This window comes from Metabacillus dongyingensis (assembly GCF_019933155.2).
Lineage (GTDB): Bacteria > Bacillota > Bacilli > Bacillales > Bacillaceae > Bacillus_P > Bacillus_P dongyingensis.
On sequence record NZ_OK052578.1, the window covers coordinates 202,846 to 218,604 of the forward strand.

Here is a 15,759-nt window from a genome sequence, read left to right on the forward strand (position 1 = left end):
GAACGATGTTCACTTTTCAGAAATAAAGGCAGATGTGAAAGTTGATGCTTTTATTCGCAGAACAGGTATGTCAAAGAAGTCCCACTTATCTGAAATGGATAAATAATTAAAAGGAAAGCGACAATTCAGTGCAGAAGGAGAAAATAGCTCATACCAGCCAGCTGTTTGTTCCTATTTTACTGTTCGTTTATGTTTGCAACCTAGATTAGACAGGATGTTTGGCTAGCAGTTTTACTATCATCTGATGCAGTGGCTCTTTCATTGTGGCCCATTCGACATGTGCCCAGGATCCAATTAATGGGCGCGATGCTTAAGCAGTGCATCGGATTTTTGAGAAGTATATTAAGTTGGAATATTCAAAATGTGCGACACCTCTTCTAGGTTGTTTGCACGTTTTTTTCTGATTGCCACTATAAAGTTACTTTAGGTACTCAGTTTCACGATGTTTTTCACACTTAATCCATTCGTATTTTGCTATTATATAATCGTAGGGCTTCTTCTATTTTTTTCTCGTTGTGAAGGACGACCCATGTGTTTATCTCTGTCCAAAATAAGTAAAGTTCTTTCATCAACTATTTAGAATGAATGAATAAGATCAGATTCCCATTAGGAATCTAAATACCTCTTTCAAATAAATACAATCTTTGCACCAGAACCTTTAAGTTTATCTTATAATAAGTATTTAATCTCAATTTATTAAAAGGGAATATAAATAGTATATTTTGAAAGGGGATACATGATTTTGAACACAAAATATCTAGATTTACTTGCCCAAAAGTATGATTGTGAAGAAAAAGTGGTAACGGAAATTATTAATCTTGAAGCCATTCTTAATTTACCAAAGGGGACAGAACATTTTGTCAGTGATTTACATGGGGAGTATCAAGCCTTTCAACATGTGTTGAGAAATGGATCGGGTAAGGTAAAAGAGAAAATAGAAGACATTTATAAAAAGGTATTAACTGAAAAAGAAATTAAAGAATTTGCAACATTAGTTTATTATCCTGAAGAAAAAATTCAGTTACTTAAAAATAATTTTGACAATGAAAGAGAATTACACCAATGGTACACAGTAATCATTGAGCGTATGATTAAGCTGATTTCTTATGCATCCTCCAAATATACACGTTCGAAATTACGGAAAGCATTGCCTAATCAGTTTGTTTATATTATTGAGGAGCTCCTATACAAAACGGATGAATTCACGAATTTTAAGGAACCTTATTATTCAAAAATTGTTCAGCAAATTATTTCCCTCGGACAAGCTGATAAGCTCATTATAGGTCTTGCTTATACGACTCAGAGATTGGTTGTTGACCATCTTCATGTCGTGGGGGATATTTATGATCGAGGTCCTGAACCTGATAAAATTATGGAAGCTCTTATCAATTATCATTCTGTCGATATTCAGTGGGGGAATCATGATGTTCTATGGATAGGTGCTTTTGCTGGTTCAAAGGTTTGTCTCGCGAATATTCTTCGGATCTGTGCTCGCTACAATAATTTGGATATTATTGAAGATGTGTATGGCATCAATCTACGACCACTTCTTAATTTAGCGGAGAAGTACTATGGAGACAACCCGGTCTTTAGACCAAAAATCCAATCAGATGCTAATATTTCTGAGGAAGAACAATTACAAATTACAAAAATTCATCAAGCGATTGCGATGATTCAGTTCAAGCTTGAGAGTCCAATTATAAAAAGACGCTCGAGCTTTAATATGTCGGAAAGGCTATTGCTTGAGAAAATTGATTATGACAAAAATAACATCACGATACAAGGGAAAACATATCCATTAGAAAATACTTGTTTTGCAACTGTTAATCCAGAGCAGCCAGATCAATTATTAGAGGAAGAAGAGCAAGTAATGGACAAGCTGTTATTTTCAGTTCAGCACTCGGAAAAGCTTGCTAGACATATGAATTTTCTGATGAAAAAAGGCAGTCTTTATTTGAAATATAATGGAAACCTATTAATACACGGCTGTATTCCTTTAGATGAAGAAGGAAATATGGAAAAAATGACAATTGAAGATAAAACCTATGCAGGTCGTGAATTACTTGATGTTTTTGAACATTATTTACGATATTCTTTTGCACATCCTGAAGAGACAGATGATCTTGCAACAGATATGGTCTGGTATTTATGGACAGGAGAATATTCATCACTCTTTGGAAAAAGAGAAATGACAACCTTTGAAAGGTATTTCATTAAGGATAAGGCAACCCATAAAGAGAAAAAAAACCCATACTATTATTTACGTGAAAATGATGAGGTCTGCCGCAATATCCTAACAGAGTTTGATCTTAATCCTGATCAAGGCCATATAATAAACGGCCATACACCAGTGAAAGAAATTGAAGGAGAAAATCCAATCAAAGCAAATGGAAAGATAATTGTCATTGATGGAGGCTTTTCCAAGGCTTATCATTCAACAACAGGGATTGCCGGATACACTTTATTATATAATTCCTACGGAATGCAACTTGTTGCACATAAACATTTTAATTCAAAAGAAGATGTTCTACTAAATGGAACAGATGTTTTATCAGTAAAAAGATTGGTGGATAAAGAACTAGAGAGAAAAAAGGTTCTAGAAACAAATGTTGGAGAGGAATTAATACAAGAAATCTCTATTTTGAATAGTCTGAGGGAATATCGCTATAGCTAAAGTTTTAGTGAATGGGAGAGAAGGTAACTTAATGTTCACAGAAGGTGATGTAGCAGGTAATACCACGCTAAACCAAACCAACAACAATTAAGAGAGTGAAACCCTTGTGGTGATTGTTAAAGAATTACTTCAGATTTAAAACCAGGTGAGTAATTCTAAGGGGTTCCGTTTACGGAGGGAAAACAGTAAATAGCACTAAAAATAGCAGGCTAATTCGCATATGGATTAGACCTGTTATTTTTTGTGCTAATTGGCCCTGAGAATTCCCAATATTTTATTGCCTGATGACTACTGACAGACCACATTTAAATGGGATTTATATGATATAAATAATGGATATTCCATTAAAGGGCAGCATTCCTGTAATGAGGAAAAATGAGGTGAACAAAAAAATAACCTCTTGGTATGATATGAGTGTCCTGAAGCCGGGCAGCGAAAAGGACAAAACATATATACCAGGAGGCCTTCAATATGAATTATAACCAAAATGAAAAGATTGCTCAAATTACTTCTGAAACACTGATTATAGGTGTAGATATTGCGAAGTACAAGCATGTAGCTCGTGCTCAAGACTTTAGAGGCCTAGAGTTTGGTACACCTTGTCACTTTGAAAATACCAAATCACATTTTGATCTTTTCTTAGGCTGGATAAAATATTTAATGGAACAACACGGCATGGATAAGGTGATTATTGGAATGGAGCCGACAGTTCATTATTGGCTCAACCTCGCTCATTTTCTGAAAGAAGAGGAGATTAAGTTTGTCGTTGTAAATCCTATGCATGTGAAGAAATCTAAAGAATTAGATGATAATTCTCCAACCAAAAATGATGTAAAGGACGCTAAAGTCATTGCACAGCTAGTCAAAGATGGAAGATATGCCGAACCGAATATTCCACAAGGAGTTTATGCAGAACTTCGTGTGGCAAGGAAAATACGCGATCTCTTATTTGTTGACTTACAAGCTGTGCAGGGGCAAATTCAAGATCGATATTTTCCTGAATTTTTTACAGTGTATAAGGATTGGGAAGGAAAAGCAGCATTACAAATATTAAAGTTAAACGTATTACCACATGAGTTAGAGAGAGTCGAGGAACAAGAGATCCTTATTCACCTCAGAAAAGCTGTAAAGCGTGCGGTTGGACTCAGTAAAATCCAAGAACTTAAACGAGTAGCCAAAGACTCTATTGGTATTCGTGGAGGTTCAAGGATGGCTAAATTAGAGCTTCGCACTTTACTAGACAAGTATGAGTTAATAAATGAAAAGTTCGAAGAACTAGAATCTGATATTGATGGACTCCTTGAACGGATACCAGGTGTTCAACAAATGTTGGCCATCACAGGAATCGGCAAGGACACTTTAGCTGGCTTCTTTTCGGAAGTAGGGAATTTAAGTTACTATTCTCACCCTCGACAAATCATCAAGTTAGCTGGGGTGAGTTTAAAGGAGAATACCTCTGGAAAGCACAAAGGACAAACGAAGATTACAAAGAGAGGCAGGAAGACACTAAGGGCTCTCCTCTTCCGAGTAGCAATGCCTTTGGTAGCTAAGAACACTGCTTTTAAAGCTTTACATGAGTATTTTACAACACGTAAAACAAATCCTCTAAAGAAAATGCAGTCTCTTATAGCGATATGTAATAAGCTGATACGAATTCTTTTTACGATTGGTACAAAACAATGTGAATTTAGTGAAGATAGAATGTTGAAGGATATTCCCCATATGGCACCATTACTGAAAGCAGCTTAGGGTTCATTAGTTAATATTCAATGGGTTTTATTTTGGAATATGATTTAGACATTTGAAGCACGGATTAGTCAGTAAAACAATTAAAGTACGGACTTTGATCCTGTCGGGCAGCATCACTGACATCCACCTCATGGAAAGGTTGGACGAAGGAATTTTGGAGCGTAGACTCTGTGAGACATGGGAGGGTTGACCTCCATGAGACATGTGGACATCCACCAGTGCGACCATACTTTTACTAGTTAACCACTTTTTGGATTAAAGTGGCTAGGTAGGTGAGCTTTCTTTTTCTCTTCGTGACCAAAATTACCCTTACTTTCAACATCTATCCATACTTAAAGTGTCTTATATAAATAAATCTTATAGCAAACTTAAGAATAAGCGAGAAATCAAGAGTTATCTCTTTCTTTATAGAGGGAGTATAGTTGAAGAAAAGAAGCTAACATTCCACTCGAATATATTTTTGAGGTCAACACATCAACACATTATGTAGAAAAGATTCAAAAGCGGAAGTGGAGCAATTGCCCTTTTTCTAAAAGAAAAAGAACGGTAAATAACCGTTCTTTAAGTAGTAATCTATAATTTTGTTTCACCATCAATAACAGTTAGGAATCTATTATTCCAAATAGACTCATGATGATTAATAATATCACTTGCATTTAAAATTACACCATTTAATGTACTATGTGTCTCTTTCAAAAGTAGATTTTTTTGATACCCTAAACTAAAGGCAGCTCTAATAGTTGTGTCGAGACAAAACTCAGTCTGTGCTCCTGCAAAAATGAGTTGTTCTATTTCATTGGTTCTTAAATAATCTAAGAGTTCAGTTTGATAGAACGAATCCCATTTTGATTTTTTGATAATTTTATCGGTAGAGGATACTAATAAATTTTTATGAAGTTTCCAGTCATTTTTCCCTTCAAAAAGTTCGTCTTTTTCGTTTTGGCTAGTATGTTGAATGAAGATAACTTGTATATTTTTTTCATGAGCTTGCTTAATTTGCTCATTTATATTAATAACTAATTGCTCATTATTAAATAAATAGTTTTGGGGATAATTAAAGAAAATTTCTTGCATATCAATGATTATTAGAGCCTGTTTCATCAAATAACACTTCCTGTTAGTTTCTTTTTAAATATACCAAGTGGAAATTAAATTTTGCAATAAAAGAAAATGTCCTTGTGGAACTAACGGGGCAGGTTAGCTCTATAAGAAATTGAACCAATAGGTAATAATTGTTAAAATTAAAATAGAGAGAATTGGAGAACAGCTAACTAAACAAGTGCATTGAAGGAGATTATGAAATGAGTTTTATAGAAGCAGATTATGAATGGTTTAAATTAATCAATAGTAAAGTCCAACAATATCCATTATTAGATAACATAATGATTTTCTTTGCGGAATATGTTCAATATGCTTTTGTTTTATTAATTTTGATGTTATGGCTACTAAATAAAAGTAATTTCCGTGTGATAGCTTTTCAGGCTATGTTTTCATTTACTTTGGCTTATTCAATAAATAGAATTATTGAGTTATTCATTTATAGAGAGCGACCGTTTATATCGCATGAAATTATTCAACTCGTTGAGCATTCTGCTAATTCCTCTTTTCCAAGTGACCATGCTACATCTGCAATAGCAATTGCTGTTACTCTTTGGCTATCATCACATCATTTTAAATATACATGGTTTATTCTTGCGGTAGTAATAGCTTTCTCAAGAATATGGGTAGGGGTTCACTATCCTTTAGATGTAGTGGCAGGAATTTTAAATGGGGTGATAATAGCATTATTTACACATTACCTTTTGTTCAAGGTAAAACCCATAACATTGCTAATTGAAAGGCCAATTTTCCAAGGACAAGGTAGGATGAAAGATTGTTAGCTATGGCAGATTATATATCTTGCTAAACTAACAGGTACATTACTTCAATAAGGGAGTTGCTTAGGCAGCTCTTTTTCTTATGGAGCTAATGAAGCAGGATAGTTAAAGATAAGCTGGAACTATTTTGAAATATAAACGTCTAAATTTATGGAGGTGTATGATGAAAAAGATAATAAATTTTACTTCTCTTTTTGTCTTTATGGTGTTATTGGTCGGTTGTATGGGAGAAGAAAAAAGACAATTAACAAGAGTAGATGTTCAAAAAATTGATACAGAAGGAAATTACGAAGATGTCGTAATGATAACAGATAGCGAATTAATAGAGTTGTTAAGGCAGGCATTTGAACAAATCAAATGGGATAATAATATGGTTAAAATGGAAATGGCTAGAAAACCAGATATAAAAGCTACTTTGTTTTACACTTTTGATGAAAATATGCCTGAAAAACTTTATGAATATAAAATTTGGTTTAATGAAAATGCAGGTACAGCAACAATTATTAGCAATAATGAAAATGCAAGTTATGGAGAGTTAGATAAAGATAATGCAAAAGCCCTGAAAAAAATTTTCTTAATTAACGGGTGATTTAGCTGAAGATCGGAGCTGTCTTTAAGGCAGCTTTTTCTTATGGAACTATCGGGGCAGTTTAGTTCATTAGTTAGTATGGTTAGTATGTTAAACAAAAATTTGTGATAGGGTTGATTGGAAGGAGGAATTATTAATGCAGAATACAATTCGTGAATTGTCAGAAAAAGATTTAGAAGAAGTATCAAAGATTTTCACCAATGTTTTTAGCTCCAATCCTTGGAACGAACCTTGGATTTTTCAAACATCATACAAACGATTGTTAGATATAAGTAAGACCCCTGGGTATATAGGAATAGGTTATTTTAATTCTAATAATCAAATGATTGGCTTTTTAGTCGGAAATGAAGAGCAATGGGCTGATAGCAAGAACTTTTACATAAATGAAATCTGTGTTCTAAATAATATCCAACAAAACGGGGTTGGTTCGAGTTTACTAAAATATTTAGGGATTATCCTTAAACAGAGAAAAGTCGATACCGTATATTTATCAACCGAGAGAGGCAAAGGTAAACCGGAGTTGTTTTTCAGAAAAAACGGCTTTGTGACAAACGAGACTCGAATATTAATGACAATGAACCTTTCTTGAATTAAATACAAAAAACTTTAATTCTTAATCAACTAATGGGTGCTTATCTTAAAAATCTGGCTGCAAAAAGGCAGCCTTTTTCTTATTCGACTAACGGGTCAGTTTAATTGAATTGAAATTCATAGTACAAAACCCCCCTCAGCGACCATTATTTGGATTATAATTACTATGGAAATTCAAATGAAACGAGGGATATGATTGGAACTTCTATTAATTGAAAAACAATTTGCAGATGCTTTAAAATCCGTTGCTCGAAATTTAGAAATAAAGGAGTATATTCAGCAATCTTCTGAACTTTATCCGTTATTTCAAAGTGCTGCTAAAAGGTTTGTTACAGGTGAATCAAGAGAAGATGGATTATCTATTGGTGATTTACTTATCAATAAGGGTTACCGCATTTCGCTGGAATCTATCGGTGAGAATACTACAAACAAAGAGGAGTGCGTTCGAGCTAAAGATGAGTTTATAGCATTGATGAGGGAATGTGGAAATCGTGGAATAAGTTCTCGTATTTCTTTTGATTTATCTCATATAGGTTTATCTGTTGATCCTGAACTTGCCTATCAAAACTTACTAGAGATGGCAAAAGAAGCACAATTTTATAATCTTTCTCTTATGATTAGTATGGAGGAATCGGCTAAAACGGATCAGATACTTTATTTATACAAAAGAGTTGTTGTCGAATATCCTAACGTTGGGGTTACACTTCAAGCTCAACTTCATCGAACACTTGATGACCTTAATGAATTGCTTAATTATCCTGGGGCAATTCGTATTGTTAAAGGAGCATATCAAGAACCATCAGATATTTGTATCCCTCGTTCAGATGAGTTGGACCAACGTTATTTAGAATTAGTGGATTTATGTGTTAAGGCTGGCCATCAGGTTTCAATTGCTTCTCACGATGAAGCTATGTATAAACAGATTATGGAGCGTGGTTATTTACAAAATCCGTATGTGGAAGCAGAAATGTTATACGGAATTCGTCCTGAACTTTGTAAACAACTTAAAGACAAGGGGTTACCTGTTCGGGTTTATTTAACATATGGTATGGAGTGGTATCTATATCTTACTCATAGAATAGCAGAATATCCACCAAACATTTATGTTGCAATTACGGATATGATTCGTGGAGAAGGAAACTCTTCTCAATTTTACTAAATTAGAATGTGAAAAAATCTAATTGAACTAAAGGGTGCTTTACTTCAATAACGATCTTCAACAATCGGGGGCGTTTGTGTAGTAAGATGTACTGCTGAGAGAACGGGGGATAATATGAAAAAAATATTTCTTACTGCTTTATTATTGTTGATTTTGACTGGATGCAGCAATGAATTTATAAACCTTACCGGAGAAAGTAAGAATTGGACTGGAAAATACTCAGCGAATATCGATGGTAATGATGAGGACGGTAGTTACGAGTTTCATTTTAAGAATGGAGATGGCAACACTCAATTTCAGTTGCTTGAAGTAATCATAAACGATGGAAGTACAACAAAGTCAGAAGAAAATTTCAAAGGTGCTACAATTAATATTTCATCTAATTGCAAAGGATGTTATGTAACGAAAAAAGATGAAAAACAGAAGGTTACCATTAGATGGGACGATAAAAATGAGGAAACATTTTATTTAAAAAACAGTAAAGCTGAGTAGGGAATTGAGAAATTAATTACTTAACAATCGGGGGCGATTGCAGCAGAGTGTGATCGCTCTTATTCAAGCAAGCCCAAGAACTAATGAAAAAATATAATCTTAAAGAGGATAAATAATTTTAATCTAATCTAATTTAGATGATCCACTGCATTATTGAAAAAGTTTAATTTTATAAACGGGGGGGGGGGGGAATCACCAAATTGGGTAATTGCTCTTTATTTCTTGTATTGTTGAATAAGTACGTATGTAATCCGTTCCTTTCGTCCATAATCAAAATAAGATTAATTGGCTTATAGTGTAGGAGTGTGAATATATGCTATTAACTGAAGTCTGGGAAAAATACCAGCTAGATAAGAAGATTGAAGCTTATTCAGTACTTACAATTAAGACTTAATGTTTTCAATTCAATTTGCTATTACGTTATTTTGGAAATGTTGATATGAATGATATAACCACAAATAAACTGAAATTTTATCTCATCGATAAAGGAAATTATTTAAAGCCTTCCAGTCTTGGACATAGAGTACGATGCATACGATCTTTATTCAGGTGGACGTATGAAGAAGGGATTATCAAGAAGAATCCGGCAGCCAAATTAAAAGAACCGAAATTGGGTAAAAGGATTCCGAAGTTCCTTACTGAAATAGAGATTGAGCAATTGCGTGAATTCAACCGGCTACAGGATTGGAGAAGTTGTAAAACTTAACAGAGATGACATTAACTTTCTCTATAAACTCTGTCATTGTCCAAGGCAAAAGAGATAAAGAAAGAGAAGTTTACTTTAATACACGATGTGCACTATGGCTGAAAAGATACTTGGAGGAAAGAGGAGATGAAGAAAAGCTTATTCGTTACAGGAAGGCGTCCTAACAGAAGAATGAGCATAGACTTAATGAGATACATTATTAAAAGGATATCAAGCAAAGCTGAGATAAAAAAGAACATTCATCCACATCAGCTAAGACATAGCTATGCAACTCATATGATAAATAATGGTGCTCCTATAGAAGTTATACAAAGCTTACTTGGTCACGAGAAGAGCGGGACCACAAAAATTTATGCTCAATTAAGCGGTAAGCTCAGACAGGATCTATATAGCAAATACTTTTAATTTATGGCAGACACATTCAAAGTGAATGTGTCTTTTATATTTTTTGCTTTTAGATGATTGTTAATTTTTACAAATTTTGAAATAATTGATATTAAGCTATTGGGCAGTTTAACGGAAGAAGAAATTAAGAAGATTTTGGTGTAATTTTGAATTCGATAAAAACAAGGTGGAAGGATGATCAAAGATTAATAAAAAAATGGCAGGTGGGTTAATTGCATTTACTGCTTTATTAATTGGCATTCCCTTAATAATTCTTTTTTCATATGAGGAATCAGCAAAATTCGAGGGGTTTCCAGTACCCAAAACTGCTGAGATGACAGCTAATAAAAGTAAACTAGAAGCTTATAATTGGGGCCCAGCTTCAGAAGAAAATGGTCTGCCTTTAAGGTACCGAGCAATCATTAAACAATGGGGTTGGGAGAAAAAAGAGCAAGAAGGTAGTTTAACCGTTTACGAAAAAGATGGACAAGAAGTAGATGTTATTTCACAGACAGATTATTTATCTCTTAGCACTTCTGGAAATTGAACTCAAAGTTTTTAATTATCTTTTAACCTTGTTTATTTGATTTTTTTATTCCACAATCGGGGGCGATTGCAGGACTGTGATCGCTCTTTGTTTATTCAGGAATTGGGCAGTTTAGTTAAATAACGGAATATTTGAAACCAAAAAGGCATTTGACCGTATACATATATTATGTTTATTTGGAGGGTATATTATGGATAATCCTTATAAGATAGCTATAATCGGTGGGACGGGGAAAGTGGGACGTCATATTGCTTCTAGAGCGTTAGGGAATGGGTATCAAGTCCGTATGCTTGTTAGAGATCCAGAAAAGTTAACTTTCAGAGACGCTAGGATTGAGATAGTAGAAGGGAATGTACAAAATTTAGAGGATATTCAAAAACTACTAAAAGATTGTCAAGTAGTTATTAATACTTTTGGTCAGCCACTCAAAGAGAAACCGATTTATAGCAGTGTAACTGAAAAAATACTTGAGGTAATGGCTGATTTACAAATTGATCGTTATATTGGTGTTACGGGTGGTTCTCTAACTATTAATGGGGATAAAAAGAGCTTTTTAAATAGAGTTGGGGCAAAGATGTTTGAAATCATCTACTCTAGTATGATGATAGATAAGAAAAAAGAATGGCATATTCTTAACCGTAATAAACTAATTAAATGGACTCTAATTAGGCTTCCATTTATAGTTGATGGCACAGAAAAAGTGTTTATAAAAGAAAATCTTACAGATATGCCAGGTACTAAAATAACTAATCGAGATATAGCGATTTTTATCATTAACCAAATTGAAAATCTAAAGTATGTACAAAAAGCACCTTTTATCTCAAATTAATATTAATTGTCCTCTTCAACTAATGGGTGCTTTACTTTAAGATCAGAGCTGTCATTGTGACAGTTTTTCTTATTGAACTAAAGAAGCAGGTTAATTGAGATGCAGGAAAGTGTGTCGAAGGAATTATGTTAAGAACAGTTGCATCTTCACTCGTTGGTGTCAGTAAACCACAAAGCATTTTAATTAACGTTGTTTTCCCTGCACTATTTTCACCAAATAGCGCAAAAAACTCGCCTTCTTTAACTGAAAATGCAAGTGAATCAACAACCGTTTGAACCTTATATTGTTTCGTGGGATTTTTTAATTCAATTGCATCAAATTATTCTTCCTCCGTTTGTGAAGAATTGTACTTAAATTAACGGGTCCGTTAGCTTAATAAGAATTAAGTGATTTTATGAGTGATTTCAGATTTTAGTTATTCAATTAAAGGGCGCTATTCCTCCATAATACAACATAAATGATCTTCAACAATCGGGGGCGTTAGTTGAAATGTATCTAGATGAATAAGCCCAAGCCAATAAGGCTCGGACTTTTTTTATGTTTGTTGATCAGTAATATAAGTTTTAACAGTTGGAGGTTCATATTTATCAAACTTATTAAGAAGCTCGTTAGCATTTTCGGCACTGATGGACATTCCTCTATACTTATCCTGTAGAAAACCTTCTGTTGTCATATGATCAAACAGAGATATAAGCGGTTTAAAGTATTGATTAATATTTAAGAACCCGCAAGGTTTTTGATGAAGTCCTAATTGTGCCCACGTGAAGATTTCAAAAAACTCCTCCAAAGTTCCTGGGCCGCCAGGTAACATAATAAAACCATCGGCTAATTCAGTCATTTTTGCTTTTCTTTCATGCATGGAATCTACAACAATTAGTTCAGATAATTTCTTATGTGATATTTCTCTTTCTTCCAAAAAGCGTGGCATCACTCCAGTAACATGACCACCATTTTGCAAGACAGAATTCGCAAGAGCACCCATAACACCTACACTTGCTCCACCGTATACAAGTCCGATATTACGTTTTGCAAGTTCTTCACCTAATTTAGCAGCTTCCTCTACATAAATACTAGACTTTCCGTTACTTGATCCACAAAAGACAGCTACACTTCTCATGTTGTATTTCCTCCTCTTTTAACCACCGTAAAATAGTATAACAAAGAAAATACTGATTTGTTAAACTTAGTAGTGATAAACAAGGAGGCTGAAAAATGAATGTAACAGAATTTCAACACTGGGTTAAAGCTTATTATGAAAAACGTGGATGGTCAGACTTAGATATCTTTATTCGTATTGGTTTTTTAGCAGAAGAAACAGGAGAAGTGGCCAGAGCTATAAGAGCTCTTGAAATTGGCAGGAATAGACCTGATGAAGTAACTGGCTCTTTCGAGGACAATAAACAGGAATTAACCGAAGAATTAGGTGATGTTTTAGGTAACTTAATAGTGATTGCAAACAAGTACGAGATCCCTTTAGAAGATGTGTTTCTTTCACATAAAAAGAAGTTATCAAAACGTTACTCGGAATAATAAATTGTTATTTCTTCAACTAACTGATGCGTTAATTGAAGATCCTTTTTTCAGTGCCTATAACCTCGCTTATTTTGACTAAATTTGTATGCATACCCCTTTGAAATTTTATTCAACTAACGTAAGCAGTTTAGTTGAACAAGTCAATCAGATAGTCGACGGGAATTTTGTTTTAGGTATTTTGCAATTTGAAATGGGTATATAGGTTTTTTCTGTAAAGGTGTATTCTTTATTTCGCTTAATAAAGAAAAAGTTAAAAGGTTTAGAATGTTAACAGGGATGATATCTCGTTTCTATTCGTTTTACTTTTTATGTGTTCAAACCAATCTTATTTAAAAAGAGTTTTTTTATTCCATATAGCGAAACCAACCCGGTTACCATAATGAAACTTATAGGTAATAAACAAGGGTTCAAACTGAAGATCCCTTGTTTAAAGTTCTGATCAACAATCGGGCCAGATTGTTTAGGAACATTTTTAAATTTTAAGGTGTCACGAAAAGTTGACATCCCTCATTATTTATACAGTTTTCATCATATTATTTAAAATATCATAAACCAATGGGAAAGAAATGAAACCATCATCCTCTAGAAAATGACCGCCTTTTTCAACAGGATAAAATGATGCATCCAATTGTTTTGATAAATTTTGACTTACTTGAAAAGGAACAATATAGTCATCTTTTGCAGCAATAACAGCACGTGAATTAGTTGCAGAAATTATTTTTTTATAATCCACTTTTTTAACTGTAAATGGATTTAGTGAAGGTAAGGATGATAATGGTTCAGAAAAGCCAGAAACAAGAATATAGCCTCCAAAGCTTGGTAACGGATCTAATTGTTCTAGATAGTTCAATAGGGTGATAGACCCTAAGCTATGTGTTACAAAATAAGTGTTGTTATCTAAATTCTTTATTTTATTAGCTAATGTTTCCAACCATTCTTCTTTCTTGGGGTCAGACGAATTTGGCATGTGAAGAACCAAAACTTGATTATCATCTGCTATTAATTTTTCTTTTAACCAAGGGAACCAATGATTGTCTGGTGAAGCTCCGTATCCATGGATAATAAATACTTGTTTTCCCATTGCTACTCTCCCTTTCTTTTTGATACAAAAACAGTATATTACTAATCCAAACCTATATGGTAGGAGAAACACTTGAAGACTCTGTAATTCGTGAAGTGAAAGAAGAAAAAAGGATTAGATGTAGAGATAGATGTTGTTTTTTCTGTAAGTGAAGTATTTTTCGAAGAAAGAGGACATCATGCTTTGGATGGATTCTCAGAATGCAGAAGATTACATACATATAACCGATTCAAAGGGATTGATAAAAAGTAAATTATCAGTATATTAAATTAGAAAAAGAGTTTTTCGTAAGTCCTAATCATTTTTTTATGAAACGAATACTATTATTTAATAATTATTGCTGATCTTCAACAAAAGGGGGCTATAATGGAATAACTTATTAACTCAGTTCAACAATGAACTGAGTTTTTGTATGCAAAAAAACACCGCTAAAAGCGGTGCGGATTAGTGTACTAATCCTAATGCTATTCCCGGTGCTAAATAGGGTTGATTTTTGGTTTTCCCTCCCAAAACGGAACCCATTAGAGTAATTCACCTGGTTTTTCCTTTCATAATTCCACCTGATTTTTTACAACAACTTCTTTTGGAACAATTTCCTTAATGAAGCGCTCTTTAATGGAATAATTAAATATGGCATATATAATTGGATGTTCATGATATAATTACTACATTATAGTTAATCGCTTACATAAAAAAACCGAATAATTATTCTGAAAATTAAATCTTTTGAGGGGTCGATGAAAGTTGACAATAGATAATAAAGAATCAACTAGTAAAGAACTAACTATTTTTAATCACATTGGAAATAAAATCAAAACAGAAGATAGAGAAATTAATATAATTGCTAGAATAGAAGAACCACTAATAGTCATTTTAGGAAATGTTTTGAGTAACGAAGAATGTGAAGAACTAATAAGACTGTCAAAAGACAAAATGCATCGTTCTAAAATAGGAGTTACACGTGAAGTAGATGAGATAAGAACAAGCAGTAGTATGTTTTTTCAAGAAAATGAAAATAACATCATTACCAAAATTGAAAAAAGAATATCATCTATCATGAATATACCCACTGAACATGGAGATGGTATTCAAATTCTTAAATATACTCCTGGTCAAGAGTATAAAGCTCATTTTGATTTTTTTGCATCTACCAGTAAAGCAGCAAAAAATAATAGAATTAGCACAATCGTTATGTACTTAAATGATGTGGAGGATGGGGGAGAAACCTTTTTTCCTAAACTGAATTTTTCAGTATCCCCACAAAAAGGGATGGCGGTGTATTTCGAATATTTCTATAACGATAAAAATATAAACGAACTAACTTTACATGGTGGAGCACCAGTTATAACTGGAGAAAAATGGGTTGCAACACAATGGATGAGAAGACAAAAAAATAATCTGCATCCTGATAGATGGTAAGCAGCCATTCATGGCTGCTTTTTTGTTTTTCTCTTTTGAATCCGAATCGTAAAACAGCGCAAACCGACTACATCTTCAGCCGGCAGGAACCCGAACCTATCCCGCATAGTTACAATTTAAATGTAAATA

14 protein-coding genes and 3 pseudogenes are annotated in these 15,759 nt (G+C 33.6%); 13 read left to right on the forward strand and 4 right to left on the reverse strand.

Features of this window, described 5'->3' with window-relative positions; genetic code table 11:
* Window positions 1–742 precede the first annotated feature (742 nt).
* Together fbp and K8L98_RS25730 are read left to right on the forward strand one after the other, a co-directional pair.
* Window positions 743–2,674 (forward strand): fructose-1,6-bisphosphatase, encoded by a 1,932-nt coding sequence (gene fbp, locus K8L98_RS25725; protein WP_243551102.1) that lies wholly within the window; start codon window positions 743–745, stop codon window positions 2,672–2,674.
* Window positions 2,675–3,145: 471 nt separating this feature from the next.
* Window positions 3,146–4,423, forward strand: a complete 1,278-nt coding sequence (locus K8L98_RS25730) for an IS110 family RNA-guided transposase (RefSeq protein ID WP_243551104.1) — start codon at window positions 3,146–3,148, stop codon at window positions 4,421–4,423.
* 573 nt (window positions 4,424–4,996) lie between these two features.
* Here the strand turns inward: K8L98_RS25730 and K8L98_RS25735 are convergent.
* On the reverse strand, window positions 4,997–5,524 hold the full coding sequence (locus K8L98_RS25735; RefSeq protein WP_243551106.1) for an isochorismatase family protein: 528 nt from the start codon (window positions 5,522–5,524) through the stop codon (window positions 4,997–4,999).
* A 200-nt stretch (window positions 5,525–5,724) separates the two neighbouring features.
* Between K8L98_RS25735 and K8L98_RS25740 the strand changes: the two genes are divergently transcribed.
* From K8L98_RS25740 to K8L98_RS25775, 8 genes and pseudogenes are all read left to right on the forward strand, one after another.
* The gene (locus tag K8L98_RS25740) at window positions 5,725–6,303 is read left to right on the forward strand and encodes a phosphatase PAP2 family protein (RefSeq protein WP_243551107.1); all 579 of its coding nucleotides are present in this window, start codon (window positions 5,725–5,727) and stop codon (window positions 6,301–6,303) included.
* A gap of 160 nt (window positions 6,304–6,463) precedes the next feature.
* Window positions 6,464–6,889, forward strand: a complete 426-nt coding sequence (locus K8L98_RS25745; protein WP_243551109.1) for a hypothetical protein — start codon at window positions 6,464–6,466, stop codon at window positions 6,887–6,889.
* A gap of 136 nt (window positions 6,890–7,025) precedes the next feature.
* Window positions 7,026–7,478, forward strand: coding sequence for a GNAT family N-acetyltransferase (locus tag K8L98_RS25750; RefSeq protein ID WP_243551111.1), 453 nt, complete (start codon window positions 7,026–7,028; stop codon window positions 7,476–7,478).
* A 198-nt stretch (window positions 7,479–7,676) separates the two neighbouring features.
* The gene (locus K8L98_RS25755; protein WP_243551113.1) at window positions 7,677–8,639 is read left to right on the forward strand and encodes a proline dehydrogenase family protein; all 963 of its coding nucleotides are present in this window, start codon (window positions 7,677–7,679) and stop codon (window positions 8,637–8,639) included.
* Between the two features lie 114 nt (window positions 8,640–8,753).
* Window positions 8,754–9,131, forward strand: a complete 378-nt coding sequence (locus K8L98_RS25760) for a lipoprotein (RefSeq protein ID WP_243551115.1) — start codon at window positions 8,754–8,756, stop codon at window positions 9,129–9,131.
* A gap of 313 nt (window positions 9,132–9,444) precedes the next feature.
* Window positions 9,445–10,242, forward strand: a pseudogene (locus tag K8L98_RS25765) (tyrosine-type recombinase/integrase).
* A gap of 196 nt (window positions 10,243–10,438) precedes the next feature.
* A complete protein-coding gene (locus tag K8L98_RS25770; RefSeq protein WP_243551117.1) occupies window positions 10,439–10,768 on the forward strand; it encodes a hypothetical protein in 330 nt (109 codons plus the stop codon).
* Between the two features lie 190 nt (window positions 10,769–10,958).
* Entirely contained in the window at window positions 10,959–11,597 is a 639-nt protein-coding gene (locus K8L98_RS25775) for an NAD(P)-dependent oxidoreductase (RefSeq protein ID WP_243551119.1), read from the forward strand.
* Between the two features lie 130 nt (window positions 11,598–11,727).
* Here K8L98_RS25775 and K8L98_RS26755 read toward each other — a convergent pair.
* Together K8L98_RS26755 and K8L98_RS25785 are read right to left on the reverse strand one after the other, a co-directional pair.
* A pseudogene (locus K8L98_RS26755) lies at window positions 11,728–11,907 on the reverse strand (ATP-binding cassette domain-containing protein); the annotation flags it as partial.
* A gap of 225 nt (window positions 11,908–12,132) precedes the next feature.
* The gene (locus K8L98_RS25785; protein WP_243551121.1) at window positions 12,133–12,714 is read right to left on the reverse strand and encodes an LOG family protein; all 582 of its coding nucleotides are present in this window, start codon (window positions 12,712–12,714) and stop codon (window positions 12,133–12,135) included.
* A gap of 95 nt (window positions 12,715–12,809) precedes the next feature.
* Here K8L98_RS25785 and K8L98_RS25790 point away from each other — a divergent pair, with 95 nt between their 5' ends.
* Window positions 12,810–13,127 (forward strand): MazG-like family protein, encoded by a 318-nt coding sequence (locus K8L98_RS25790; RefSeq protein WP_243551123.1) that lies wholly within the window; start codon window positions 12,810–12,812, stop codon window positions 13,125–13,127.
* A gap of 517 nt (window positions 13,128–13,644) precedes the next feature.
* Here K8L98_RS25790 and K8L98_RS25795 read toward each other — a convergent pair.
* Window positions 13,645–14,211: an RBBP9/YdeN family alpha/beta hydrolase gene (locus tag K8L98_RS25795; protein ID WP_243551125.1), complete on the reverse strand. Its 567-nt coding sequence runs from the start codon at window positions 14,209–14,211 to the stop codon at window positions 13,645–13,647.
* 62 nt (window positions 14,212–14,273) lie between these two features.
* Between K8L98_RS25795 and K8L98_RS26760 the strand changes: the two are divergent.
* Window positions 14,274–14,397, forward strand: a pseudogene (locus K8L98_RS26760) (NUDIX hydrolase); the annotation flags it as partial.
* Window positions 14,398–14,961: 564 nt separating this feature from the next.
* On the forward strand, window positions 14,962–15,630 hold the full coding sequence (locus K8L98_RS25800; protein WP_420828889.1) for a 2OG-Fe(II) oxygenase: 669 nt from the start codon (window positions 14,962–14,964) through the stop codon (window positions 15,628–15,630).
* Window positions 15,631–15,759 lie beyond the last annotated feature (129 nt).